The 25,556-nt window shown below is 62.4% G+C and carries 24 protein-coding genes; 13 read left to right on the top strand and 11 right to left on the bottom strand.

Features of this window, described 5'->3' with window-relative positions; translation table 11 throughout:
• Window positions 1–57: 57 nt before the first annotated feature.
• The 5 genes from accC to ACODTO_RS19595 form a co-directional block, all read right to left on the bottom strand.
• Window positions 58–1,413: an acetyl-CoA carboxylase biotin carboxylase subunit gene (gene accC, locus ACODTO_RS19615; protein WP_024781402.1), complete on the bottom strand. Its 1,356-nt coding sequence runs from the start codon at window positions 1,411–1,413 to the stop codon at window positions 58–60.
• A 17-nt stretch (window positions 1,414–1,430) separates the two neighbouring features.
• Entirely contained in the window at window positions 1,431–1,895 is a 465-nt protein-coding gene (gene accB, locus ACODTO_RS19610) for an acetyl-CoA carboxylase biotin carboxyl carrier protein (protein ID WP_041022523.1), read from the bottom strand.
• A gap of 48 nt (window positions 1,896–1,943) precedes the next feature.
• On the bottom strand, window positions 1,944–2,396 hold the full coding sequence (gene aroQ, locus ACODTO_RS19605) for a type II 3-dehydroquinate dehydratase (RefSeq protein WP_024781400.1): 453 nt from the start codon (window positions 2,394–2,396) through the stop codon (window positions 1,944–1,946).
• Window positions 2,397–2,832: 436 nt separating this feature from the next.
• Complete coding sequence (locus ACODTO_RS19600; protein WP_373682505.1) at window positions 2,833–3,381, bottom strand: methyl-accepting chemotaxis protein; 549 nt, start codon at window positions 3,379–3,381, stop codon at window positions 2,833–2,835.
• Window positions 3,382–4,831: 1,450 nt separating this feature from the next.
• Window positions 4,832–6,493: a diguanylate cyclase gene (locus ACODTO_RS19595; protein WP_139646629.1), complete on the bottom strand. Its 1,662-nt coding sequence runs from the start codon at window positions 6,491–6,493 to the stop codon at window positions 4,832–4,834.
• A 294-nt stretch (window positions 6,494–6,787) separates the two neighbouring features.
• Between ACODTO_RS19595 and ACODTO_RS19590 the strand changes: the two genes are divergently transcribed.
• From ACODTO_RS19590 to ACODTO_RS19565, 6 genes are all read left to right on the top strand, one after another.
• Window positions 6,788–7,855: a DUF2333 family protein gene (locus tag ACODTO_RS19590; RefSeq protein WP_489106929.1), complete on the top strand. Its 1,068-nt coding sequence runs from the start codon at window positions 6,788–6,790 to the stop codon at window positions 7,853–7,855.
• A gap of 3 nt (window positions 7,856–7,858) precedes the next feature.
• Complete coding sequence (locus ACODTO_RS19585; RefSeq protein WP_139646625.1) at window positions 7,859–8,404, top strand: NUDIX hydrolase; 546 nt, start codon at window positions 7,859–7,861, stop codon at window positions 8,402–8,404.
• Between the two features lie 164 nt (window positions 8,405–8,568).
• Window positions 8,569–8,940 carry a translation initiation factor Sui1 gene (locus ACODTO_RS19580; RefSeq protein ID WP_041022529.1) on the top strand — a complete coding sequence of 124 codons (372 nt, stop codon included), beginning with the start codon at window positions 8,569–8,571 and terminating at the stop codon, window positions 8,938–8,940.
• A 210-nt stretch (window positions 8,941–9,150) separates the two neighbouring features.
• On the top strand, window positions 9,151–11,064 hold the full coding sequence (speA, locus tag ACODTO_RS19575) for an arginine decarboxylase (protein WP_041022530.1): 1,914 nt from the start codon (window positions 9,151–9,153) through the stop codon (window positions 11,062–11,064).
• Window positions 11,065–11,447: 383 nt separating this feature from the next.
• Complete coding sequence (locus ACODTO_RS19570; protein WP_489106928.1) at window positions 11,448–12,758, top strand: type VI secretion system Vgr family protein; 1,311 nt, start codon at window positions 11,448–11,450, stop codon at window positions 12,756–12,758.
• Window positions 12,755–13,552 carry a DUF4123 domain-containing protein gene (locus tag ACODTO_RS19565; RefSeq protein WP_139646621.1) on the top strand — a complete coding sequence of 266 codons (798 nt, stop codon included), beginning with the start codon at window positions 12,755–12,757 and terminating at the stop codon, window positions 13,550–13,552. The genes ACODTO_RS19570 and ACODTO_RS19565 overlap by 4 nt, the downstream gene beginning before the upstream one ends.
• 4 nt (window positions 13,553–13,556) lie before the next feature.
• On the opposite strand, the gene ACODTO_RS19560 is transcribed toward ACODTO_RS19565, so the two are convergent.
• The 3 genes from ACODTO_RS19560 to ACODTO_RS19550 all read right to left on the bottom strand — a co-directional run bounded on the left by ACODTO_RS19560 (window position 13,557) and on the right by ACODTO_RS19550 (window position 16,228).
• Window positions 13,557–14,906: an MATE family efflux transporter gene (locus ACODTO_RS19560; RefSeq protein WP_139646619.1), complete on the bottom strand. Its 1,350-nt coding sequence runs from the start codon at window positions 14,904–14,906 to the stop codon at window positions 13,557–13,559.
• A gap of 242 nt (window positions 14,907–15,148) precedes the next feature.
• Entirely contained in the window at window positions 15,149–15,496 is a 348-nt protein-coding gene (locus tag ACODTO_RS19555; protein WP_489106927.1) for a DUF6124 family protein, read from the bottom strand.
• Between the two features lie 438 nt (window positions 15,497–15,934).
• On the bottom strand, window positions 15,935–16,228 hold the full coding sequence (locus tag ACODTO_RS19550; protein WP_024780721.1) for a hypothetical protein: 294 nt from the start codon (window positions 16,226–16,228) through the stop codon (window positions 15,935–15,937).
• A gap of 163 nt (window positions 16,229–16,391) precedes the next feature.
• On the opposite strand from ACODTO_RS19550, the gene ACODTO_RS19545 reads away from it, so the two are divergent.
• The 4 genes from ACODTO_RS19545 to ACODTO_RS19530 are packed head-to-tail and all read left to right on the top strand — an operon-like array spanning window position 16,392 to window position 18,640.
• Complete coding sequence (locus ACODTO_RS19545; RefSeq protein WP_024780720.1) at window positions 16,392–16,697, top strand: MazG-like family protein; 306 nt, start codon at window positions 16,392–16,394, stop codon at window positions 16,695–16,697.
• The gene (locus ACODTO_RS19540; protein ID WP_464710298.1) at window positions 16,694–17,443 is read left to right on the top strand and encodes a methyltransferase domain-containing protein; all 750 of its coding nucleotides are present in this window, start codon (window positions 16,694–16,696) and stop codon (window positions 17,441–17,443) included. Before ACODTO_RS19545 ends, ACODTO_RS19540 begins: the two co-directional genes overlap by 4 nt.
• Window positions 17,444–17,455: 12 nt before the next feature.
• Window positions 17,456–18,064 (top strand): DUF4136 domain-containing protein, encoded by a 609-nt coding sequence (locus ACODTO_RS19535; RefSeq protein ID WP_175363072.1) that lies wholly within the window; start codon window positions 17,456–17,458, stop codon window positions 18,062–18,064.
• Between the two features lie 21 nt (window positions 18,065–18,085).
• On the top strand, window positions 18,086–18,640 hold the full coding sequence (locus tag ACODTO_RS19530; protein ID WP_175363071.1) for a DUF4136 domain-containing protein: 555 nt from the start codon (window positions 18,086–18,088) through the stop codon (window positions 18,638–18,640).
• A gap of 146 nt (window positions 18,641–18,786) precedes the next feature.
• Here ACODTO_RS19530 and ACODTO_RS19525 read toward each other — a convergent pair whose 3' ends face one another.
• Window positions 18,787–19,641: a MaoC/PaaZ C-terminal domain-containing protein gene (locus ACODTO_RS19525; RefSeq protein ID WP_489106926.1), complete on the bottom strand. Its 855-nt coding sequence runs from the start codon at window positions 19,639–19,641 to the stop codon at window positions 18,787–18,789.
• Window positions 19,642–19,643: 2 nt separating this feature from the next.
• Window positions 19,644–20,996 carry a 3-oxoacyl-ACP reductase gene (locus tag ACODTO_RS19520; RefSeq protein WP_139646603.1) on the bottom strand — a complete coding sequence of 451 codons (1,353 nt, stop codon included), beginning with the start codon at window positions 20,994–20,996 and terminating at the stop codon, window positions 19,644–19,646.
• Window positions 20,997–21,142: 146 nt separating this feature from the next.
• Here ACODTO_RS19520 and ACODTO_RS19515 point away from each other — a divergent pair, with 146 nt between their 5' ends.
• Window positions 21,143–22,420, top strand: coding sequence for an acetyl-CoA C-acetyltransferase (locus ACODTO_RS19515; RefSeq protein ID WP_139646602.1), 1,278 nt, complete (start codon window positions 21,143–21,145; stop codon window positions 22,418–22,420).
• Here ACODTO_RS19515 and ACODTO_RS19510 read toward each other — a convergent pair.
• Entirely contained in the window at window positions 22,407–23,435 is a 1,029-nt protein-coding gene (locus ACODTO_RS19510) for a bile acid:sodium symporter family protein (RefSeq protein WP_139646600.1), read from the bottom strand. The two genes, ACODTO_RS19515 and ACODTO_RS19510, sit on opposite strands and share 14 nt — an antisense overlap.
• 79 nt (window positions 23,436–23,514) lie before the next feature.
• Here ACODTO_RS19510 and ACODTO_RS19505 point away from each other — a divergent pair, with 79 nt between their 5' ends.
• Window positions 23,515–24,306, top strand: a complete 792-nt coding sequence (locus ACODTO_RS19505; protein WP_175385590.1) for an AraC family transcriptional regulator — start codon at window positions 23,515–23,517, stop codon at window positions 24,304–24,306.
• A 225-nt stretch (window positions 24,307–24,531) separates the two neighbouring features.
• The gene (locus ACODTO_RS19500) at window positions 24,532–25,425 is read left to right on the top strand and encodes a PA4780 family RIO1-like protein kinase (protein WP_139646596.1); all 894 of its coding nucleotides are present in this window, start codon (window positions 24,532–24,534) and stop codon (window positions 25,423–25,425) included.
• Window positions 25,426–25,556 lie beyond the last annotated feature (131 nt).

Below are 25,556 nucleotides of genomic sequence, written 5' to 3'. Positions count from 1 at the left end.
GCAGGCAAAAAAAGACCCCGGCCAACGGACCGGGGTCTTTTTACATCACTTGGAACATCAAGCCTCGTGGGCCAGTTTGTGCTCCAGGTAATGGATGTTGACGCCGCCTTCGCAGAAGCCTTTGTCACGTACCAGATCGCGGTGCAGCGGGATGTTGGTCTTGATCCCGTCAACCACGATTTCTTCCAGCGCATTGCGCATACGCGCCATGGCTTCATCGCGGGTCGCCCCGTAGGTGATCAGCTTGCCGATCAACGAGTCGTAGTTCGGCGGAACGGCATAACCGCTGTACAGGTGCGAGTCGACGCGAACGCCATTGCCGCCCGGTGCATGGAAGTGCTTGACCGTGCCTGGGCTTGGCATGAAGGTTTTCGGGTCTTCGGCATTGATCCGGCATTCCAGCGCGTGACCGCGGATGACCACGTCATCCTGGGTGAACGACAGCTTGTTGCCGGCGGCGATGCTGAGCATCTCCTTGACGATGTCGATACCGGTGACCATTTCCGAAACCGGGTGCTCCACCTGAACACGGGTGTTCATTTCGATGAAGTAGAAGCGACCGTTCTCGTACAGGAACTCGAAGGTACCGGCGCCACGGTAGCCGATGTCGATGCAGGCCTTGACGCAACGAGCCAGGACTTCCTGGCGGGCCTTCTCGTCGATGCCCGGTGCCGGCGCTTCTTCGAGGACCTTCTGGTGACGACGTTGCAGCGAACAATCGCGGTCGCCCAGATGGATGGCCTGGCCTTGGCCGTCGGACAGCACCTGGACTTCGACGTGGCGTGGGTTGGTCAGGAATTTTTCCAGGTAGACCATCGGGTTGCCGAACGCCGCGCCTGCTTCGGAGCGGGTCAGTTTCGCCGAGGAAATCAGGTCTTCTTCCTTGTGTACCACGCGCATGCCGCGACCACCGCCGCCGCCGGCGGCCTTGATGATCACCGGGTAACCGACTTCGCGACCGATGCGCAGAGCGGTTTCTTCGTCTTCAGGCAGCGGGCCGTCGGAACCCGGAACGGTCGGTACGCCGGCTGCGATCATGGCGTGCTTGGCCGAAACCTTGTCGCCCATCAGGCGGATGGTCTCGGCTTTCGGGCCGATGAAGGCAAAACCGGAATTCTCGACCTGTTCGGCGAAGTCGGCGTTTTCCGCCAGGAACCCGTAGCCTGGGTGAATGGCGGTGGCGCCGGTCACTTCGGCAGCGGCAATGATCGCCGGGATGTGCAGGTAGGAGTGCGCGGCAGAAGCCGGGCCGATGCAGACGGACTCGTCTGCCAGGCCCAGGTGCATCAGCTCTTTGTCGGCCTTGGAGTAAACGGCGACGGTCTTGATGCCCATCTCTTTGCAGGCACGCAGGATCCGCAGAGCGATCTCACCGCGGTTCGCGATCAGGACTTTTTCCAGCTTCGCAGTCATCAAAGGCTCTCCGCGGTTCAAACGATGGTGAACAGCGGTTGGTCGTACTCAACCGGCTGGCCGTCTTCAACGAGGATGGACTCGATCACACCGCTGGTTTCAGCTTCGATGTGGTTCATCATCTTCATGGCTTCGACGATGCACAGGGTGTCGCCTTTCTTCACGGTCTGGCCCACTTCAACGAAGGACGGCGAGGTTGGCGAAGACTTGCGATAGAAAGTACCTACCATCGGCGAACGGGCCACGGTGCCGTTGAGCGCTGGAGCGGCGGCAGCGGCTGGAGCAGCGGCGGCGGCAGCAGGTGCGGCTGGCGCTGGAGCGGCGGCCGGAGCCTGCATCGGTGCCGGAGCGTAGAACTGCTGGGCTGGCGTCTTGCTGTGGCGGCTGATACGTACGGACTCTTCGCCTTCCTTGATCTCAAGCTCGTCGATGCCGGACTCTTCCAGCAATTCGATCAGTTTCTTAACTTTACGGATATCCATGAATCATCAACTCCCAAGGGTCGGTCAGGGGCGTTTAACGCTTGTTGTTCAAGCTGTTGCCTGTTTTTCAAGCTGCTCTAGGGCGGCCTCCAGGGCCAGTCGGTAACCGCTGGCGCCAAGGCCGCAGATCACTCCCACCGCTACATCGGAGAAGTAAGAGTGATGGCGGAAAGGTTCGCGTTTGTGCACGTTGGACAAATGCACTTCGATGAATGGGATGCTCACCGCCAGCAACGCGTCACGTAATGCGACACTTGTATGTGTAAAAGCTGCTGGATTGATCAAAATGAAGTCCACGCCTTCGCCACGGGCGGCATGAATGCGGTCGATCAATTCATATTCGGCATTGCTTTGCAGATAGAGCAAATGATGGCCTGCGGCGCGGGCTCGCTGCTCCAGGTCCTGGTTGATCTGGGCCAGTGTCACGGCCCCATAGACGCCCGGTTCACGGGTGCCCAGCAGGTTCAGGTTGGGTCCGTGCAGGACCAAAAGGGTCGCCATCTGCTGTTCCTTGTTATCTGTGAGCAGGTATCAGAACCCGGCGACTATGCCGCAAAGCCTTAATGACTGTCCAGTTCTCGGCAATAGCCAGCACGATGAGCGATGTTTGCGAGAAATTTGTGACCATGTCTAGAGATCCGGTCACCTATGCCGGCGCAGACCATCCTGAACTTGTGGAGGCACCCCGGACTAGGGTGGGAGCGAGCCTGCTCGCGAAGACGGCGGCACATTCGACGCTGATGCAAGCTGACCCACCGCCATCGCGAGCAGGCTCGCTCCCACAAAGGGATTGGTGGTGAGCATGAATGGTGTATCCACCCGAAATCAGGGTGGGAGCGAGCCTGCTCGCGAAGACGGCGGTACATCCAACATCCATGCAAGCTGACCCACCGCTTTCGCGAGCAAGCCCGCTCCCACACGGGGTTGTCGCTGGCAATCAAACACGAAACGCTTGTACCGCCGTATGCAGGCGCCCACCCAGCACCAGCAGATTTTCGCCCTGTTCCCGTCCCTGGCCGATACGCAGCAGGTTTTCCCCACCCAGTTGGTGAATCCGCTCGCTGTGATCGCGGATTTCGCTGACGGCACCGCTCTGTTGGGCGGTGACTTCGGCGATGCGCACGGCGGTGTCGGCGATGGTCTGGATGGCATCGACGATTTTATCCAGCGCGCCGTCGGCCGCTTGTGCCTGGTTGGCGGTGGCTTCGGCGTGTTCGACTTGGGCGCGCATGCCATCGACTGACTGGCGCGCGGCCAATTGCAGACGAGCGATCAAGGTCTGGATTTCGGCCGTGGCCCCTGCCGTGCGTTGGGCCAGGGAACGGACCTCCTCGGCCACGACCGCAAAACCCCGGCCCATCTCCCCGGCGCGGGCGGCTTCGATGGCGGCGTTGAGGGCCAGCAGGTTGGTCTGGTCGGCAATCGAGCGAATCACCGTCAGCACGCCGCCGATGGTGGCCGATTCTTCGGCCAGTTGTTCGATCATCTGCGCGTTGCCTTGTACTTCGCCCACCAGTGCGTGCAGTCCGGTGAGACTCAGGCCGATGACTCTCTGCCCTTGTTCCACGGCATGCCCGGCGCTGCGGCTGGCGTCGGCGGCCTGGCTGGCATCGCCGGCCACTTGCTGAATGGTCGCTTCAAGCTCGCCCAGGGAGTCGCGGATCAGCGCCGTGTCGTCGGCCTGATACTCCGCGCCGCTGTGCATCTCCGCGCTGAGCTCGGCCAGGGTCCGGCTGCTGCCAGCGACCTGTTCGGCGTTCAGGTGAATGGTTCCCACCAGGTCCGCCAGATAGGCTCGCAGCCGATTGAGTGACGCTTCGATGTCCTGCAGCTCGCGGTTGCTGGCGCCTACATGGATATCTCGGCTGAAGTCGCCTTCGGCCCAGGTCGACAGGGCCGGCGCCAGATGCGTCAGGGTCCGGGCCAGGCGTCGTTGCAAGGTGTCGATGAGCAGTGCGATCAACAGAATCAAGCCGATCATCACACCCTGGATCAAGCGGACCTCGCCCTGGATCTGCCCGTGTTGGGCACGCACCACGGGCTCCAGGGCATCGATCGCCTGCTGCACATCCGCGGTTTTCACATGGGTGGCATTGCTCAGTTCGGTGCGCTTCTGGATCAGTTCGCGGGTGCGCGCCAGCTCCGCAGGGTAGCGTCCGAGCAGGCTGTTGAGCTCGCGCTTGAGAGCGATGCCGGCGTCTTCGGCGACGGTTTTCTCCTGATTTTCCAGGCCCATCAGCGCGGCGAAATCGTCGCCAGCGGAATCGCTGCTGGCTGTCACGCCCAACAGCGGCAGGCGGTCCAGTTGTTCGGCCTGCGCGCGGATGCTTGCCAGCTCCCGCTCGACATCGGCGGCCAATTCGCTGCGTCCGCTGCTGACCAGCTTGTCCCGCGCAAGGGACAGTCGCCCCAAGTGCTGCGATGCGCTGAACAACAAAGGCAGGTAACTCGGGGCCCCGTTGGCATATTGGGCGAGCTGGTCCAGGTTGGCGCCCAGTTCACGTTCGGCCTGCAACAGCAGGGCCTGGGGGTCGCCGGCCAGCTTGCCGGCGGCCAGCAGGTCGGTCTTGCTGAAGTCATCCAGGCTCGACAGGCTCGGCCTGAGCGTGTGGGCCAGTTGCCCAGGGAACTGATCCAGTTCTGTCTGCAGAGTGTCGAGGGCCTGGCTGGCGGCGCTGAGGCGCAAGGCGTCGCCGCTGGCCAGGTAATCCTCGATGTTGCGCGTGACCTCGCCCTGGAATTGCCGTGACAGACCCAGGTAGCGCTCCATCAACAGGTAAGGACGTTCCAGGGCGGCCTGGGACCACCAGAGCGTGGCGCCCAGGCCCAGGCACACGGCCAATAAAAGCAGGGTATTGAGGTTGGTCAGCAGTTTCAGGCGCATCGAAGGTCTACCGGGGGCAGAATCGTAAGTGCCTGAATTTATTGCGCTTGAGTTACAGGTTTATGACTGTGTCAGTCGTTTCTGATGAAAAAGTGGCACTTTGCCTTGCGCTTTGTACCCGGTTGCGACCGGCATGCTTGGCGCGATACAGCGCTTCATCCGCCTCGCTGGCCATCATCAGGCTGTCGGCGTCCTCGCTCATCTCCACCAGGCCGGCACTGAACGTGCACCACAGGTCATGGGGCTGGGCCGGATAGTGGATTTCGGCAAAGCGTTGGCGGATTTCATCCAGCACCGCGCAGGCGTCGTTGATGTTGGTGTCCGGCATGACAATGGCGAATTCTTCGCCGCCATAACGGCCGATGAAATCGGTCTTGCGCAGGCGCTGCTTGAGAAACAGCGCCAGGCTCTTGATCACCCGGTCGCCCATGGGGTGGCCGTGGCTGTCGTTGACCCGTTTGAAATGGTCGATATCCAGCATGGCGAAGCTCAGGGGCTTGCCTTCGCGGCGGGCGCGGAAGCAGCAGTCTTCGAGCAGTTGCAGGATATGGGTGTGGTTGTACAGGCCGGTGAGGCTGTCACGCACCATCCGCGCCTTGAGGTTACGGGCCCGGGCCGCACGGTTGCGCACCGTAGTGATCAGGTGGCGAGGCTTGATCGGCTTGGTCAGGAAGTCATCGCCACCCTCGCTCATGGCATCGAGCTGCTTGTCCAGGTCATCCTCGGCGGACAAGTAGATGATCGGTACGCTGACGTAGCGGTCATTGTGGCGGATCACCTTCGCCAGCTCCGTACCGGTGCAGGCGGGCATGTACATGTCGAGAATGATCAGGTCCGGCTGGAAATCGGCCAGCTCGGCCATAGCCTGGATCGGATCGATCAGCGTGCGGGTCACGATGCCGGCACTGTTGAGCAGGCGCTCGGTGTGCAAGGCCTGGGCGCGAGAGTCATCGATGATCAGCACTTTATAGGGTTCGTACTGGGCGACGCAGGTCAGCACCTCGATCTTTTCCAGCAGGCTCGAGGCCTCGAGGGTGCCGGTAAGGAACTCCTGTCCGCCGGCGCGCACGGCCGCCAGACGTGTCGGGGTATCGGTTTCCAGCAGGCTGAAGAACAACAGGGGCAAGGGCTGTTCCAGGCCTTGCTGGGCTTCGGCCGCCAGTTTCAGGCCGATGCCGGGGCCACTGAAATCCACATCCATGACAATCGCCGCCGGCAAACGCTCGATCATCGAGGCGCGGAATGCCGCGACACTCTCCAATGCCTGGGCGCTGAGGCCGAAGAACTCCAGTTGCTTGGCCAGCCGCTCGGCGCGGTCATGGTCTTGCAGCAACACATAGATGGGTTTGCGCAACGGCGGCAGGAAGGTTTGTTCGAGCTGGTCCCCATGGCGCAGGCCGGTACGGGACAGGCGCTGCATCAGGCGATTGATTTCGGTGATCAGCTGGCTGCTCAACCGCCCGCGATTGGCGTCCACCGCTTGCAGTGACTGGCTGATGCCCTGGGCCAGTTGGGAATGCTCGGGCTGTTCGAAGCGCTCGGCGAAACGCAGCAGGCGCAGATTGGCTTCGCTGAGCTCCGACAGATCGGTGCTGGACCACTCACTGCGTTGCAGGCGCTGCCATATCTCCAGGATCTGACGAGCCTGATGAATTACCCGCTGGGCAAAGTGGTGCTTGAGGCGCTCACGGCTGGGGTCTTCTGGCTCGGTCATATCCTGACTACTAGGTTAGTGGTCTGTGTGCATGCTGAGGTCGACTGGTGGCTCTATGCTAGCACCTCTTTTCATGCCCATGAGTGTCGTGCGTCAATAATCTGCCCAGTAGCGACATTCAGTTTGTGACCAGTCGGTTTCGTAGGCCGATTGCCGCGCTTCCTTTATAGTTGCCATCCGACTGCTCCGCCTGGGCCGGAATGATCTGAGCAGGATTTATCGCGTTTCAAATCAGGCACGATGGCGTAGGGTTGTGGTCGAACCGTGAACTCAAGTGATTGAAGGAACATCGCCATGCTGGACTGGAAAAACCGCGCGGGCAGCGCACCTGACCGTGCCGCCGAGCCGAAATCGGACACCCGCAGCTACCTGGGTGGGCTGTTTTTCAGCCGCGCGCTGGCCACGCTGATCGGCCTTTACCTGCTGGTGACCATTGCCATCGGCTGGTACTGGAGCCAGGAGCCCGCCCTGTTTCCCGTGCAGCAGAATGCCCAGGCGGCAGCCGAGAGGGACGGCCGGCAAATGGTGGTCGGTTATACCACCGTCGAGACGCTCAAGACCGTGGCTGGGACCCTGCTGACCAAGCCGGGCGGCTACATTTCCAACGACCGTTTTCCGCCAGGCCTGTGGATGGACAACATGCCAAGCTGGGAATATGGCGTGCTGGTGCAGGTCCGCGACCTGAGTCGTGCCTTGCGCAAGGACTTCGCCCGTTCCCAGTCCCAGTCCGCCGAGGACGCCGACCTGGCCAAGGCCGAGCCGCGTTTCAACTTCGATAACCGCAGCTGGGTGCTGCCCTCCAGCGAATCGGAGTATCAGGAAGGCATCAATTCCCTGAGCCGCTATCAGGCGCGCCTGTCCGATCCCGCTCAGAAAAGCGCGTTGTTCTACGCCCGCGCCGACAACCTGAACAACTGGCTGGGCGACGTCGGTACTCGTCTGGGTTCGCTGTCCCAGCGCCTGTCGGCCAGCGTCGGCCGGGTCAAGCTCAACACCTCGCTGAAAACCGAAGTCCCGGCTCCGGGCCAGGTACCGCAGGTGGATGAAGAAGTCGTCGAGACCCCGTGGTTGCAGATCGATAACGTGTTCTACGAAGCGCGCGGCCAGGCCTGGGCCTTGTCCCACCTGTTGCGCGCCATTGAAGTGGACTTCGCCGATGTGTTGGCGAAGAAGAACGCCACGGTCAGCGTGCGGCAGATCATTCGTGAGCTGGAGGCCTCCCAGGAACCGGTCTGGAGCCCGATGATTCTCAATGGCAGCGGCTTCGGTGTATTGGCGAACCACTCCCTGGTCATGGCCAACTACATCTCCCGGGCCAACGCGGCGGTGATCGACTTGCGGCAATTGCTGAACCAGGGCTGATCCATGAGCGAAAGTCACCGGGAGGCCGCTCACCGAGTGGCCTCGGATGCCGAGCTGATCGCTTGGGTCGATGAACACGACAACCTGCTTGGCAGCCTGGTGCGTTCGGACCTGCGCGAGCGTGGCCTGATCGGGCGTGGCACCTACATCATGCTGTTCAACTCGGCGGGTGAACTGTGCGTCCACCGCCGAACCCTGAGCAAGGCGATCTATCCGGGCTTCTGGGACGTGGCGGCGGGCGGGATGGTGCAGGCCGACGAGACCTATGCCGAGTCGGCGGCCCGTGAGCTGGAAGAGGAACTGGGGGTGAGCGGTGTGCCACTCACCGCCCATGACCATTTTTACTTCGAAGACCCTGGCAGTCGCCTGTGGTGCTCGGCGTTTTCGGCGGTGTGGGACGGCCCCCTGGTATTGCAGCCCGAAGAGGTGCTCGAAGCGCGTTTCATGCCGATCGAACAGGTACTGGATGAAATCCGGTACAAACCTTATTGCCCGGACTCGTTGGCGGCGCTTGAGCGTTATCTGCGTGGTGTCGCAAAGAAGCTGTAAATTGGCGCGGATTGGCCCTTAGCAAGTCTGCTTTTTGCCGTTACACTGCGCGACTTTTCAAGCTGAACCGACGTCTGCGGTTCAGTAGCGCTGCCCCTGCCTGAGTGGGGCTTCGCGGTCGAGGCACTCCCCGACCAGTCTTTGTCCTCCCGAGAGGATTGCCGGTGGCCAAAAAAGCCGCATCCTTCGCCGCCCTGGGCGGCCTGGTATTTTCTACCGACGCCGGTCGTCATTGCCCCGATTGCCGTCAGCCGGTGGATGCCTGCATCTGCAAACAGACCGTCATCCCTGCCGGTGACGGTGTGGCCCGTGTGCGCCGTGAAAGCAAAGGGCGCGGCGGCAAGACGGTGACCACGATCACCGGCGTGCCGTTGGCCGAAGACGCGCTCAAGGAACTGGCCACCACGTTGAAGAAACGCTGTGGCACCGGTGGCGCGTTGAAAGACGGCGTCATCGAGATCCAGGGTGATCACGTCGAGCTGTTGCTGGCGGAACTGGTCAAGCACGGCTTCAAGGCAAAAAAATCCGGCGGCTAGCAGCCTCTGTGAAAACCACTCCGGCTTGATCCGAACCCGATGTTCGAGGTCGCCCATAGGGTTTTCACAGAGCCTGTTCTGAACGGGTTTCTAAACTCAGCGTTGCAGGCAGGGTCTACCCTGCTTGCAGGCAAATCGTCATTTCCATTCTCTAGACTGCGCCAGCCTCCGACCGGATGGTGCATTTTGACTTCTTTATAGGGGACTTCGATGTCCGTACGACGCACACGCAAAGACGATGGCAGCCAATGGACAGTTGCGGACAGCCGCAGTGTTTACGGGATTCGCCATTGGGGGGCCGGGTATTTCGCGATCAATGACGCCGGTCGCGTCGAAGTTCGTCCGAACGGTCCCGATAGTTCGCCCATCGATCTGTTCGAACAGGTCGATCAACTGCGCCAGAGCGGTCTGTCGTTGCCCTTGCTGGTGCGCTTCCCCGATATCCTGCAAGACCGCGTACGCCAGCTCACCGGTGCGTTCGACAGCAACATCGCGCGCCTGGAGTATCAGAGTCAGTACACCGCACTCTACCCGATCAAGGTCAACCAGCAGGAAGCGGTGATCGAGAACATCATCGCCACCCAGAACGTCTCCATCGGCCTGGAAGCCGGCTCCAAGCCCGAGCTGCTGGCGGTGCTGGCCCTGGCGCCGAAGGGCGGGACCATCGTCTGCAACGGTTACAAGGACCGTGAGTTCATCCGCCTGGCGCTGATGGGCCAGAAGCTGGGCCACAACGTCTTCATCGTGATCGAGAAAGAATCCGAAGTCGGCCTGGTGATCGAAGAAGCTGCTTCGCTCAAGGTCAAGCCACAGGTTGGCTTGCGGGTGCGCCTGTCCTCCCTGGCGTCGAGCAAATGGGCCGACACCGGTGGCGAGAAGTCCAAGTTCGGCTTGTCCGCTGCACAGTTGCTGTCGGTGGTCGAGCGTTTCCGCGCTGCTGGCCTGGACCAGGGCATTCGCCTGCTGCACTTCCACATGGGCTCGCAGATCGCCAACCTGGCGGACTACCAGCACGGCTTCAAGGAAGCGATCCGTTACTACGGCGAACTGCGCAACCTCGGCCTGCCGGTGGATCACATCGACGTCGGCGGTGGCCTGGGCGTGGACTACGACGGTACACATTCGCGCAACGCCAGTTCGATCAACTACGACATGGACGATTACGCCGGTGTCGTGGTCGGTATGCTCAAGGAATTCTGCGATGCCCAGAGCCTGCCGCATCCGCACATCTTTTCGGAAAGCGGTCGCTCCCTGACCGCGCACCACGCGATGCTGGTGGTGCAGGTGACCGACGTGGAGCGACACGTCGACGACATGCCGGTGATCGACAACAAGCAGGAGCTGCCTGAAACCGTGCAGTGGCTGGTTGACCTGTTGGGCCCGACCGATATCGAGATGGTCACCGAAACCTACTGGCGCGCCACCCACTACATGAGCGACGTGGCCACCCAGTACGCCGACGGCAAGCTGACCCTGGCGGAAAAAGCCCTGGCCGAGCAGTGCTACTTCGCCGTGTGCCGTCGCCTGCACAACTCGTTGAAGGCCCGCCAGCGTTCCCATCGCCAAGTGCTGGATGAACTCAACGACAAGCTCGCCGACAAGTACATCTGCAACTTCTCGGTGTTCCAGAGCCTGCCGGATACCTGGGCCATCGGCCAGGTGCTGCCGATCCTGCCGCTGCACCGTCTCGACGAGGAGCCGATGCGCCGCGCCGTGTTGCAGGACCTGACCTGCGACTCCGACGGCAAGATCAAGCAGTACGTCGACGAGCAGAGCATCGAGACCAGCCTGCCGGTCCATGCGCTCAATCCCGGAGAGGACTACCTGCTGGGGATCTTCCTGGTCGGCGCCTACCAGGAAATCCTTGGCGACATGCACAACCTGTTCGGTGATACCGACTCGGTGAACATCTACCAGAACGCCGACGGCAGCGTGTACCACGCCGGTATCGAAACCCACGACACCATCGAGGACATGCTGCGCTACGTGCACCTGTCGCCAGAGGAGTTGATGACCCACTACCGCGACAAATGTGCCAGCGCCCGTATCAGCGCCGCCGAGCGCACCCAGTTCCTCGATGCCCTGCGCCTGGGATTGACGCGTTCGTCGTACTTGTCGTCCTGATGCGCAGATGAAAGCCGTTTGAGCACGGGGCTCTGCGGCTGATGCCAGTCAGTTAAGGATCAAACGGCACAAACCCTGTGGGAGCAAAGCTTGCTCCCACAGGTTTGTGGCTTGACTGATCGGCATCAGGGCTCTGTGGCAGCTCTTTGATCGATCGACATCGCCCTCCGGGGCTGTCAGAAAATTCATCGCGCATTGCGAGTTTTTTCAGATAGTTCCGGAGGGCGTTCTTATTTGTGCCGCTGTTAATTCCGAGCGTTGGGTCATTTCCTCAATACTGTCCTCATTTCATGTAGTCCCTTTCCTAACTTGTACTTGGGCTCTCTACTCCGCCATGGCTCTCAGCGAGAATCCCCGGCCGCCCCTCCTGTAGAGATACGCCGATGTCCGATCCAGCCAACGAGCCATCATTTCGTCTGGAGATAGCCGGTCTGCCCGAACCCTTTGTCGTGTCGGCCTTCATGGGTAGCGAAGCCATCAGCGAGCCTTTTGCCTATGAGGTGGAGTTGTCGCCCGGCGACACGCCGCCGGACCTGGCGGGCTTGTTATACCGCAGCGTCTGGCTGAGTTTCGGGGAGGCGGGCGGGGAGATTCACGGGCAGCTTCTCGCGCTTGTGCAGCAGCGTCCCGACGCCGGCTGTCGCCTGCGTATCGGGCCGAAGCTGGCTGGCCTGGCGCAGCGCTTCAACCAGCGGGTACTGAGCGACTGCACGGTGCCGCAGATCATCCGCCAGGTGCTCAAGGGCCATGGCATCGGCGGCCGCCAGCTGTGCCTGGACTTGAAGGGGGATTACCCTCCGCAGGATTTCTGTACCCAGTACCGCGAGTCGGATCTGCAATTTCTCCAGCGGGTGTGCGCCCAGGCGGGCATTCACTTCTATTTCGAACAGGCTCGGGACGGGCGCTGCCTGGTGTTCGCCGATAACGCGGGCGGCTTTTCTCCAGTTGACGAGGTTGCCTACGGGACGGCTCCGGGTGTTCAGGCTTTCAACGTGCAAACCACGGCCTCGGGGGAACAGCTCGCCCAAGGCAGCAGTGACCTGATGGGGTTGTACAGCGGGCAGATACTGTTGCTCACGGCGCATCCTTTTAGCGATTGGAACCAGCGCTGGCTGCTGACAAAGGTCGAGCATCGCGCGGATGCCTGGGGGTATGGCAACCATTTCCAGGCCGTTCCCTGGGGGTTGCCATTCGTGGCGACCGGGCTCCCTGCCAAGCCGCGCATGGTGGGCCGGCAGCGTGGATGGGTCGTGGAAGTGGACGAACCGGCGTTGCAGATGGCCGGGCGCGTGGCGGTGCAGTTCGATTGGGTGTATCAGGGCGAGGGGGCCAGCCCCAGTCATTGTTGGCTGCCGTTGGCGCCCGAGTTGGCCGCCTGCGCGATGGGCACCTTCGGTGCGGGCACCGAGGTGTTGGTGAGTTTCTGCGAGGGCGACCCGGATCGCCCCATGATCAGCGCGCTCCTTGATACGCCGGCTACTGCGGTAATGGCCGATGCGGCGCCGTCGGACGCGACGACTCACGAAGCACCCTGGCCGTCCGGAGCCGATCCAGCGTTGTTGTCCGCGATCCAGGCGGCCGAGCCGCTGGTGTTGCTTTGCCTGCTGCCCGGCGGGGGCAGCTTCAGTGCCTGTGACCAACCGGTATGTACCTGCCGGCTGGTTACCCGGCGCGACGTGGGTGCCGCGCCATGAGCGCTGCATCTCTGTCCGGAACCACGCCTCAGTGGTTGCTGCTCGACCTACCCGGCGTTCCCAAGGCGGCGCAGCGACTACAAGAGCAGTTTGCAGAAGCGCGGTGCTTTGCCTTGTTCGAAGACACCGAATGGCATGGGCTCAAGGAGCACGGCCCGCTGCTGGTGGACTTGCAGCAATCCCCAGCGCTGGCGAGCCTGTGTCATGTCGACGCGGGTGCCTGGCCGGGACTGTTGTTGGTGAGCGAGTCACCGCCTACGCAATTGCTGGCGCATCTGCGACGCATGCTGACGGTGACCGTGGGTCCTCACTACAAGGCGTTGTTGAGCTATTACAACCCTCACACCGCCAGCTATTTCTTCGACGGCTGCGACCCAGGGGAGCTCAGTTGCTGGCTAGGGCCCATTCGCTTGCTGCGTTGGTTCGGCGGCACCTGGGCCGACCGGGCCATCGGCAGCCAGGGCTGGCAGCAACTGTCCAATCCGGGGTTGCCCGTGGCGCCACTGGAGAACGAGCACAGCCTCAGCGATCGACAGCAGCGCAAATTGCAGCAATGCCTGCTGGAGCGTCATGCCTGGCATTGGTCCCGTGCCACCGGGCGTGATTATCGCGCGCTCTGGGATTGCCTGGAGCAGGGCTTGAAACTGGGGTTTACCGAACGGGAAGTGCTCGACGGCTGGCTGTGGCTGCGCCTGCAATACCCCGACGCCCGGCCAACACCAGCGCTGGCCGGCGGCTCTCAGCGCGAGCGGCTCGAGCATCTGCGGCGGTTGTGGCAAGGCGATGAAGAATAAAGCATCACTCGGCGCGGACTGCGAGCCAGCGGTCCTGCCGATCCAGGTGCCAGGCGAAACCACCGAGGGTCAGGCTGCGCAACGCCATGAACAACAGGAAGGTGATCCACAGGCCATGGTTGCCCAACCCTTGCAGCGCCCAGGCAAAGGGCAGCACCAGCAAGAGGGTCAGTAACATGCCGTTGCGCATTTCCCGGGCGCGGGTGGCCCCGATGAACAAGCCATCGAGCACATAGCTCCAGACCGCAATCAGTGGCAGGGCGGCGAGGTAAGGCAGGTAGCGGTAGGCGGTCTCGCGCACATCGGGGATGTCGGTCTGCATGTTGATGAACAGGTGCCCGGCGAGCAGGAACAACAGCGCAAACCCGATGCTTGCAATCAGCGACCAACCGCAGGCCACTACCAGTGAGCGACGTAGCGCCAAACGGTCGCGAGCGCCAATGGCGTGTCCGCACAGCGCTTCGACGGCGTGGGCGAGGCCGTCCAGGGCATGGGCCGTCAGCAACAGCCCGTTGAGCAGCAGCGCGTTGGCCGCAACGGTTGCGTCCCCCAGGCGCGCGCCTTGTACGGTGATCAGGAAAAACACCGACTGCAGGGCCAGGCTGCGAATGAAAATGTCCCGGTTCACGGCCAACAGCGGCCGCCAGCTCTGCCACAGCCCCAGGGTCGCCCAGACAATCTGTCCGGGCCAGGCCCGCAGGGTTTTGTGGGCCAGGGCCAGGCCGACCAGTGCCCCGGTCCATTCGGCGATCACCGAGGCCCGGGCCGAACCGGCCACGCCCCAGTCCAGGCCGAGCACGAACCACAGGTTCAGGACGATGTTCACCAGATTGGTGGTCAGCAAAATCGCCAGCGGTGCCCGGGCATTCTGGGCCCCGAGAAACCAGCCCACCAGCGCATAGCTGGCCAGCGCCGCCGGAAGGCCGAAGAGCCGTGTGTAGAAGAAATCCCGGGTCAACTGGTTGAGTTCGGCGGACGGCTGCATGAAATGCAACGCCACGTTACTCAATGGCACCCCGACGATTCCGAGCGCCACAGCCAACCCTATCGCCAGCAGCAGGCCTTGCAACAGCACTTGCCGCAATGCCGCGCCATCACCCCGTCCGGCCGCCTGGGCCGCGAACCCGGTGGTGCCCATGCGCAGGAAACCCACGGCCCAGGCCAGCACCGTATACAAACTCGCCCCGACCGCCACCGCACCCAACTGATGGGCATGGGGCAAATGGCCGATGACGGTACTGTCCACCAATGCCACCAGCGGCACGGAAATGTTCGAAAGAATCATCGGCGCGGCCAACGCCCAGACCCGACGATGGGTGAGACGGTCGCGCCAGTCGGCGAGCAGGTTGGACATGGGGGCTCCTTGGTGGAGCGCCATTGTAGCGGGTTCTCTGAGTGATCGTTTCCAGTGCGTGCCGAACACGCGAGATGCTCCGAATTCAGTGTGGCGAGGGGATTTATCCCCGCTCGGCTGCGCAGCAGTCGTAAACCCGGCTGACGCGGTTTACCTGATGCACCGCAGAGCCTGGTTTTGGGGCTGCTGTGCAGCCCAGCGGGGATAAATCCCCTCGCCACAAAGGTGATGTGTTGCTTCGGTTAGCGTGGGTCGACGTTGTCCAGCGCCCGGTTGGCCAGTAAGCCGCCCAGTTCGATCAACTGCTGGATGCCCAGGGCCACGTGGCGGCGCGAGCCGTCCAGGTCAAAGGCCAGGTCACCGGCCATGGCGTTGGCCGAGGCCAGGGTTTCGCTGAGGTTGGCGAGCAGGCATTCGGTGTCGATGCCGTTCGCAACGGTGAACAGTTGGTTTGGTTGGGCTTCAGGCGGTTCGGGCTTGAGGTAGAAGTCGAGGGCGCGTTTGGCGGCTTTGTCGAAGGCTGTCGAGTCGGTGGGATCGTTGGAGGATGCGGGATCGGTGGCCGGTGGGTTGGGGGTGACCTTGAACATGGTGAATCTCCTTGATGAGTGGAGCCGTCATCCTTCGCTGCTAAACGAGTTGGGTGGCGGCTGTACGCGGGTTAGCAGACCAGGCATCAAGGAACCCGGCGCACCGAAGTGCCCCACGCATAGCCGCCATAGTGCTGACAATCCGATGCGGATTGGCTGTTCTGATGGCGACACTGGCGTGCCTTGATGTTATCCGAGCTGCTAAACCCGATCGCTGATTTGTCAGCGACGGAGAAACAATAAAACCCGGCCCCAAGGCGCACAAGCCGGCGGATTCTGGCGTAGTTGTAGGCAGCGGCGCAAGGCGGTGTAGCCAGGACCTACACCTGAAGGAATGGAATAAACAGAAGGCTTTTGTGGCGAGGAGATTTATCCCCGCGGGGCTCTGTAGGAGCTGTTGAGCGGGGATAAATCCCCTCGCCACAGAGACGCGCGATTCTAGTGAATGATCCAACTCAACAACCACAACCCCAACACCAGCCAGATGATCCCCAGCACAATCGAGGCACGCATGAAGGCGCGGATCGCCGAGTACAGCAACATCAGCCCGAGGATCAGCGCGATGATGCTGATGATCGAGGTGTCCATGCCCAGCGCCCGTGACAGGCCGTCGACAAAGTTGCCGCCGGCGTTGGCCAGGGTGTTGAACAGGCCGCTCAGCAGGTCGACGATGAAACGGATTATCGAGCCGAGTGCCTGGCCGAGCCATTCGAAAAAGCTTTCTACCTGCATGTTTGCATCCTGATGGAAGAGAATCGAGTCGAGCCTTGGGTTCCTGATTGTAGGAGCTGTTGGCGCCGCGATCGTTCGATTATGAGGCAAATTGCCGCTTCGTATCGAGACGCTTGCCTTCCCCCGTCATCCCCCGGAAGCTATGGGCATCCAGGAGAGCCCGATGAACCTTGTTGAACTGACTGAACGCCTGCACGCCATTCGTGATCGCAACGATTGGCGGCCATTCCACAGCCCGAAAAACCTCGCCATGGCCGCCAGTGTAGAGATGGCCGAGCTGGTGGAGATTTTCCAGTGGTTGACCGAGGACCAGTCGCGCCAGCTGCCGGCCGACAAACTGGCCCACGCCGGGCAGGAAGTTGGAGACATCGTCTTGTACCTGTTGCTGCTGTGCAGCGAATTGGGCTTGGACATGGACGCCGTGGTGCGCAGCAAACTGGCCGACAGCGAGCGGCGGTTCGGCCAATGAGCGACCGTCATTTCGATCAGTTGGCCACGCGCTTTGCCGAAAAAATCTATGGTGGGGCCAAGGGCGCGATCCGCCTGGCGGTGCTCCAGGCCGACCTGCTTGAAGTATTGCCGGAACGCCCGTTGCGTGTGCTCGACATCGGCGCCGGCCTGGGCCATATGTCGTTGTGGCTGGCCGAGCGCGGTCATCAGGTCACCCTGGCGGAACCGGCCGCGCCCATGCTCGAAGGCGCCCGCCAGCGGTTTGCCGACGCCGGCCAGGAGGCAACCTTCATCCAGGCGCCGTGGCAGGCACTGCCGGGCCAGCTCACCGAGCCGTACGACCTGGTGCTGTGTCATGCGGTGTTGGAGTGGCTGGCGGAGCCTCACACGATCCTGCCGGTGCTGCATCAACTCACGGCGCCCGGCGGCTGGCTGTCGCTGGCGTTCTACAACCGTGACGCGCTGGTTTATCGCAACTTGCTCAAGGGGCACTTCCGCAAGCTGCGCAAAAATGACATGGCCGGTGAAAAACAGAGCCTGACGCCGCAACAACCCCTTGATCCGCGAGAGCTGGCGGCGCAACTTGAGGGTCTGTGGCAGGTCGAAAGCCAGAGTGGCGTGCGGGTTTTTCACGATTACATGCCGGTGGAGTTCCAGGGCCGTGTAGAGCTGTCGCAGTTGCTGGACATGGAGCTGGCCCACCGTCGCCATCCCGCGTTTGCCGGGCTGGGACGTTATCTGCACTGGATCTGCCGTCCCCTCTGATCGGAGAGTGAAATGCAAGGCCGTACAGGGTTACTGATGTTATGTCTGGGGCTGGCGGCCTGCCAGGGGCCCAACCCCTATGTCGCCACCTCCAGGCCGCTGCCGCCGGCCCCGCCCGAGGCCGCCACGGTGTTCGACCGCAGCGCATACCCGGCGGCCCCCCGTGACTATGGACGCTATCGCAGTTGGGCCTGGCTCAACGGCCGCCTGCCGCCGGGTACCGCGTGGGCGGATTCGGCCCAGGTGGCCGAGGCGGTGAGCAATGCCCTGGACCAGCGTGGTCTGCGTCCGCTGCATGACAACCGGCCGGCCGACCTGTTCGTCAGCGCCGACCTGCGGCTGGAGACCCGCCTGCGCCAGGTTCGGGAAGATTATGATTCGGGCTACTACGGAGGCTACAACCGCTACGGTCCTGGCTATGGCATGTACAACACCGTGCCGGTCGTGCGCACGTATCAGGAGCAGGTCGTGGTGGTTCGCGTCGACCTGTTCGACGCCCGCAATGGTCAACCGGTGTGGAGTGCCAGTGCCGAAACCCCTCAGGCTGGCCGTCCGGGCGATAACACCGATGCCATTCGCGAGGCGGTGGAAAAAGCCATGTCGGCCTATCCGCCAAGTTGATTACGCAACAGGAGAAGCGTGATGTTCCGTCGTCTTGCTCTACTGGGCCTTGCCCTGCTGCTCAGCGCCTGTGCGACCAACCAGGTCAACCATGATTTCGATACCAGCCGCGACTTTGCAGCCTATCGAAGCTGGAGCTGGAAAGAGCCGGCGTTGCAATACCGCCCCGATGATCCGCGGATCAGGAGTGACCTGACAGAACAGCGCATCCGTCAGGCCGTAGCCGATCAACTCGACCAGCGCGGCCTGCGCCCTGCCGCCGGAGGGCACGGCGATGTCCTGGTCCAGGCCTACCTGATCGTCGAGGATCGCCAGCAACAAGTGACCACCAACTATGGCGGCGGTTGGGGCGGGCCCTGGAATGGTTACTGGGGTGGACCGATGTACAACGAAACCCGCAACGTCAGCTACAAGGTCGCCACGGTGCAGATCGATTTGCTCGATGGCAAGGACGGCAAGCTGGTCTGGCGTGGCAGCGACGAGCAACTGCTCAGCAGCTCCCCCAACCCCGCTGACCGCGACAGCGCGGTGCGTGAGACGGTCGGGCGTATCCTGTCCAATTATCCGCCGCGGTGACCACCGCTATCGCGAGCAGGCTCGCTCCCACAGGAGATTTGTGTTGAACACCGATGTTTGTTCGCTGCAGATCCAATGTGGGAGCGAGCCTGCTCGCGATGACGGCAGTCCAGTCAACATGGATGCTGGCTGAGCCACCGCCTGGCTCAGGCAATCGGTCGCCAGCTTCCTATCATGTGCTCCAGATCTCCCGACCCCACCAACCGCAAATCCCCACTGGACCCCGCCGCGCTCGCCAGCAGCGTCACTTCGCTGGGCAGGCGTACCGGCTTCTTGAAGGTCACCGCGATTTCAAGGTTGGCTTCGGGCAGGTGACCGTCCAATGCCGCCAGGGTCCGGGCTTTGTTCCACAGGCCATGGGCAATGGCAGTGGGGAAACCGAACATTCGCGCACTGATGGCACTCAGGTGGATAGGGTTGTAGTCGCCGGACACCTTGGCGTATTGCCGGCCGATGTCCGCAGGGGCTGTCCAGCGCGTGACTTCGGTCAGCGCCGGAGCCATCTGCGGTGGCGGCTCCACCAGCACACCCTCAAGTTGCACGCCCTTGCAGAGCATTTCGCTCTCGGCTTCCCACAACGGCCCCAGTTGATCCTCGATGCGGGTCACGAGGTTGAACACCGCGCCCTTGGGGTGAGGCTGCAGTTGTTCGACATTGACACTGGCCCGTACCTGGCTGACGCCACCCATGGGGCGGAGCACGCGGATGCGGTTGCTCAGGTGGATCAACCCCAGCAGCGGGAACGGGAAGTCCCGGGCGGTGAGCAGTTGCATCTGCAGGGCGAACGCCAGTACATGGGGGTAGGTCGGTGGCAGCAGACCGTTGTCGACAAAACCACAAACCTTGCGATAAGCCGCCAGGCGCTGCTGATCCACCTGGAGCATCTGGCGCAACCCGGTCTCCGGCAAGGTCTTGCCGGTGATCTTGCGACGTGTCGCGGCTTTCGCGTAGAGCCCCGACATACTCGGCGCGCTGCTGACCTCATGCCATTGGATCGTCATGGTCAGGCTCCCAAGAGGCTTTGTCCGCAGACCCGCAGGGCCTGCCCGGTGACGGCCCCGGTGCCCGGCTGCGCGAGCCAGGCCACGGCTTCGGCGACGTCCTGGGGCAAGCCACCCTGGCCCAGGGAGCTCATGCGCCGTCCGGCTTCGCGCAGGGCGAAGGGGATTTCGGCGGTCATGCGGGTCTCAATGAAGCCGGGGGCCACGGCGTTGATGCTGATGCCCCGCGTTTGCAACAGCGGCGCCCAGGCCTGGGCCAGGCCGATCAGCCCCGCTTTGCTGGCGGCGTAGTTGGTCTGGCCGCGATTGCCGGCGATACCGCTGATGGAAGCCAGCAGAACGACTCGGCCATTGTCCCGCAGGGTGCCGCTGTCGAGCAGGGCCTTGGTCAGCACCTGCGGTGCGTTGAGGTTGACCGCCAGCACCGCGTCCCAGAATTCCGGCGTCATGTTGGCGAGAGTCTTGTCCCGGGTGATGCCGGCGTTATGCACCACGATGTCGACGCCGTCTGGCAGGTGTTCGATCAACTGGCTGGCGGCGTCTTCGGCGCAGATGTCCAGGGTCACGGCGCGCCCGCCCAGGCGTGCGGCAAGGGCTTCGAGATCGGCCTTGGCCTGGGGAACGTCCAGCAGGATCACGTCGGCACCGTCACGGGCCAGGGTTTCGGCGATGGAGGCTCCAATCCCGCGGGCCGCGCCGGTGACCAGTGCCTTGAGCCCGGTGAGCGGTCGCGTCCAGTCCTGGACCTGGGTCTGGCATGCATTGAGGCGAATGACCTGCCCGGAAACGAAGGCGCTCTTGGGCGACAGGAAGAACCGCAGCGCTCCCTCCAGCTGGGTTTCGGCGCCGTCGCCGACGTACAACAGTTGCAAGGTCCCGCCATGGCGCAACTCCTTGGCCAGGGAGCGACTGAAGCCCTCCAGCGCTCGCTGGGCACTGGCGGCGAAGGGATCCGTGAGACTTTCCGGGGCTCGACCGAGGATGACGACATGGGCGCTGCGGTCGAGATTCTTCATCAACGGCTGGAAAAATTCCCGCAGCTGCTTGAGCTGATCGGCCTGGGTCAGATGGCTGGCGTCATACACCACGGCCTTGATTTTCGGGCCGTGGCCGGGGATCCACTCGGTGGCCAGGGTCGGTTCGGCGCCGTAGACGAAAATCGCGTCGGTCAGGCGCTTGGCGAACGCACCGATCGGTTCGATCAGCGGCCCGCCGCCCAGCAACAGCGCGCCCTCGATTGGCCGCAGCCGCCCGGCCTGCCAGCGTTCCAGACGTACCGGCGATGGCAGGCCGAGGGCTCCGACCAGGCGCAGGCCAATGGGCGAATTGGCGAAGTCGATATAACGGTCAGACATGGAACGTACTCCGGCGGATGAGCTCCCAAGTGTGGACCATGATCGGCAATCAGTCGTTCGATTGGCGAGATAAAGCCTAAGCTTGTGCGCAGGTAGTATTTTTTTCGGGATCGCCAGCGCATTGCAATCTACTCGGGGAGTTCTTCATGACACAGCTACGCCGCGTCGCGATCATCGGTGGTAACCGCATTCCTTTTGCCCGTTCCAATGGGGCTTATGCCAGCGCCAGCAACCAGGCACTGCTGACGGCTGCCCTTGAGGGGCTGATCGAGCGCTATAACCTGCATGGTCTGCACATCGGCGAAGTGGCCGCCGGCGCGGTGCTCAAGCATTCCCGGGAGATGAACCTGAGCCGTGAATGCGTGCTCGGCTCGCGGCTGGCACCCACCACTCCTGCCTATGACGTGCAACAGGCCTGCGGCACGGGACTGGAGACCGTGCTGCTGGTGGCCAACAAGATTGCCTTGGGCCAGATCGACAGCGCGATTGCCGGCGGCGTGGACACCACCTCGGACGCGCCCATCGCCGTCAACGAAGGACTGCGCCGGATCCTGCTGCAAGCCAATCGCGCCAAGACCACTGCCGAAAAGCTCAAGGTATTCCTGCAACTGCGTCCCCAACACCTCGTCCCCGAACTGCCGCGCATCAACGAGCCGCGCACCGGCCTGAACATGGGGCAGCACTGCGAGCTGATGGCCCAGACCTGGCAGATTCCCCGGGAGGAACAGGACCAACTGGCCCTGGAAAGCCATCAGAAAATGGCAGCGTCCTACGCCGAAGGCTGGCAGAACGATCTGATGACGCCGTTTCTCGGCCTGACCCGGGACAACAACCTGCGCCCGGACCTGACCCTGGAAAAACTTGCCTCGCTCAAACCGGCCTTCGAAAAGAGCGCCAAGGGCACGATGACCGCCGGCAACTCCACGCCACTGACCGACGGCGCGTCGTTGGTGCTGCTGGGCAGCGAGGAATGGGCCAAGGCGCGGGGGTTACCGATTCTGGCGTACCTGCGTGACGGCCAGACCGCGGCGGTGGATTTCGTCAATGGCGCCGAAGGACTGCTAATGGCGCCGGTCTATGCCGTGCCCCGGCTGCTGGCGCGCAACGGGCTGACGCTGCAGGACTTCGATTACTACGAAATCCATGAAGCATTCGCCGCCCAGGTGCTATGCACGCTCAAGGCCTGGGAGGATGCGGACTACTGCAAGACCCATCTGGGCCTCGACGCGCCGTTGGGCGCGATAGATCGCAGCCGGTTGAATGTGAAAGGCAGCTCTCTGGCCGCCGGTCACCCGTTTGCCGCCACGGGTGGGCGTATCGTGGCCAATCTTGCCAAGTTGCTCGATGCCGCAGGGCGGGGCCGGGGGCTGATCTCCATCTGCGCGGCCGCCGGCCAGGGTGTGACGGCGATTATCGAGCGTTGAGCAGCGTTTCGTTCTGCCGGGTGACCGACGCTCGCTGACGGCTGGCGTACCGCTCGGCCAGGATCGAGCAGACGATCAACTGCATCGGGTGGTAGATCATGATCGGCAGCAGGATCAGCCCCAGGCCTGGGTTGTTGCCGAAGATCAGCGCCGCCATCGGCACCCCGGCGGCCAGGGATTTCTTGCTGGCACAGAACACCGCGGCGATTTCATCGGCGTTGTCGAACCCCAGGGTACGGGCGGTGCGGGTGGTCATCCAGAGGATGATTGCCAGCAGCACGGCGCTGCCGAGCACGGCACTGAGCAGCACACCGTTGCCTTGCTGTTGCCAGATCCCGGACACCATGGAATTGCAGAACGCTGCGTAGACCAGCAGCAGGATCACCAGCTTGTCGATGATGCTGGTGTAGCGTTTGTAGCGGCCGAAAAAACCGGCCAGCCAGCGCCGCAGAAACTGCCCGAGTACCAGCGGCAGCAGCAACATCAGGCACAGATCGAGCAGGGTCGAACCCAGGTCGATACCACCATCGCCGCGACCGACCACGAGACTGACCAGCAGCGGTGTCAGGAATACCCCCAGCACGCTGGACAGGCTCGCGTTGAGAATCGCCGCCGGCACGTTACCCCCTGCACTGCCGGTGAGAGCCACCGAGGAGGAAATGGTCGAGGGCAGGGCACACAGGTAAAAGAACCCCAGCATCAGCAGTGACGGCACATGACTGCCCAGCAGCTTGTTGCTGGCGAGCCAGATCAAGGGGAACACGACGAAGGTAAACACCTGCACCATCACGTGCAGCCGGGTGTTCTTCAGGCCGTGCCGGATCTGTTCGCCGGACAGGTTGACCCCGTGCAGGAAAAACACCACGAAGATGCCGATATTGACGACCCACTCGGCATGCATGGCGCCGCCGGTGGCGCCAAAGCCCGGGAAGAAATACGCCAGCAATGTGGCGAGCAACATGCCGCACAGGAACCAGTCGGTCACCATGCGCTTGAGGTGTCTGAAAATAGCCATAGGGCACCGCAGGTTGTCAGAAGAGGTGACTTAGCCTAACGTCGGTCCTGACAGTCGTCTTGCGACATAAGGCCAATCAATGCCGACTAACGGACATCAGCAGCTCGAACGTCGTATTCCTGACCTGACGCAACTGCCCAGGCCGTTGTATGCCCGTGTCGAGAGCTTGAGCGCCGGTTCGTGGACCCAGGCCCATCGGCATGACTGGGTGCAGTTTTCCTACGCCATCAGTGGCGTTCTCGGCGTGCACACCGCCGCTGGCAGTTTTTTCGCGCCGCCACAATGGGGGATCTGGATCCCGGCCGACCTGGAGCATCAGGTCGTGACATCGATGCGGGCGGAAATGCGCAGCCTGTATATCCACCGCGACAGTTGCCCATGGGCCGATGATCGCTGCCGGGTGCTGGAGGTCACGCCGCTGGCCCGGGAGTTGATCAAGGCGTTTTGTCAGTGGCCGGCCGATTATCCACAGGGCGATACGCAGGAGGCACGGCTGGTGCAGGTGTTGCTGGATCAGTTGGCGGTGCTGCCGGAAGTGGGCTTCTCCCTGCCGTTGCCCCGGCATGACCGGCTGTTGGGATTGTGTAACGAGTTGATCGAACAACCTGAGCGGAACGTTACCCTGCAAATGTGGGCCGAACGAATGGGCACCTCGGAAAAAACCCTGATGCGCCTGTTCCAGCGTGAAACCGGCCTGAGCTTTCGTGCCTGGCGTCAGCGCATGCGGTTGCTGTCGTCACTGAGATTGCTGGAGGATGGCGAGAGCGTGACCAGTGCGGCGTTGTCGTGTGGGTACGATTCCACGTCGGCTTTTATCGCGGCGTTCAAGGGGATGTTCGGGGTTACGCCGGGGGAGTTGTTCAAGCCCTGAATCCGCTCACCGGGTTTCAGCCCGGCGTAAATTTTGTCGCAAATACAGACGCATCCAAATGCCAACGGCGTCGCGGCTGTCAGCTATGATTCGGCTTGGTCGATTATCGGCACAGTGTGTGCATCGAAGGTTCATAGGTCGGCAACCCCTCCCCGTAGAGGAAGGATTGCCGTATAACGGCTGTCATTCGCGTGTTTGGTCATAAAGGACCCAGAATAAAAGCTGATGAAGACTCCAAAACGCATTGAACCCCTGATCGAAGACGGTCTGGTCGACGAAGTGCTGCGCCCACTCATGAGTGGTAAAGAAGCAGCTGTTTATGTGGTGCGCAGCGGCAATGAGCTGCGTTGCGCCAAGGTCTACAAGGAGGCGAACAAGCGAAGTTTTCGTCAGGCGGCCGAGTATCAGGAAGGCCGCAAGGTCCGCAACAGTCGCCAGGCCCGCGCCATGGCGAAAGGCTCGAAGTTCGGGCGCAAGGAGACCGAGGATGCCTGGCAGAACGCCGAAGTGGCGGCGCTGTTCCGCCTGGCCAACGCGGGTGTGCGAGTGCCCAAGCCGTACGACTTCCTCGAAGGCGTGCTGCTGATGGAGCTGGTGGCCGACGAGTACGGCGATGCCGCACCGCGCCTGAACGATGTGGTGCTGGAGCCGGATCAGGCCCGTGAATACCACGCGTTCCTGATCTCCCAGATCGTGCTGATGTTGTGTACCGGTCTGGTGCACGGAGACCTGTCGGAGTTCAACGTGCTGCTCACCCCGACAGGTCCGGTGATCATCGATCTGCCACAGGCCGTGGATGCGGCCGGTAACAACCATGCCTTCAGCATGCTGGAGCGGGACGTGGGCAACATGGCTTCCTACTTCGGCCGGTTTGCACCGGAGCTCAAGCGCACTCGGTATGCGAAGGAGATGTGGGCGCTGTACGAGTCGGGCACCTTGCATCCGGCCAGCGTGTTGACCGGCGAGTTCGACGAGTCGGAAGAACTGGCGGATGTCGGCGGGATCATGCGCGAGATCGAGGCCGCTCGCCTCGACGAGGAACGGCGCCAGGCCGTACGCGCGGCGGACGACGCTCCCCCCGGCAAAACCGAAGAACCGCCTCCGCCCTGGATGCAATAATCGGTTGACCCGAAACCCGGCCAAGGCCGGGTTTTTTGTGAGCCCACCATGGGGCTCGGCGGTGTCGACGGACTATCGGTTTGCCACAGGCCCTGTGGGAGCGGGCTTGCCCGCGAAAGCGGCGGGTCAGT

It is taken from the genome of Pseudomonas sp. FG13, assembly GCF_057809755.1.
The sequence above is the reverse complement of the archived record's forward strand: the minus strand, read 5'-3'. Positions and strand labels throughout refer to the sequence as shown.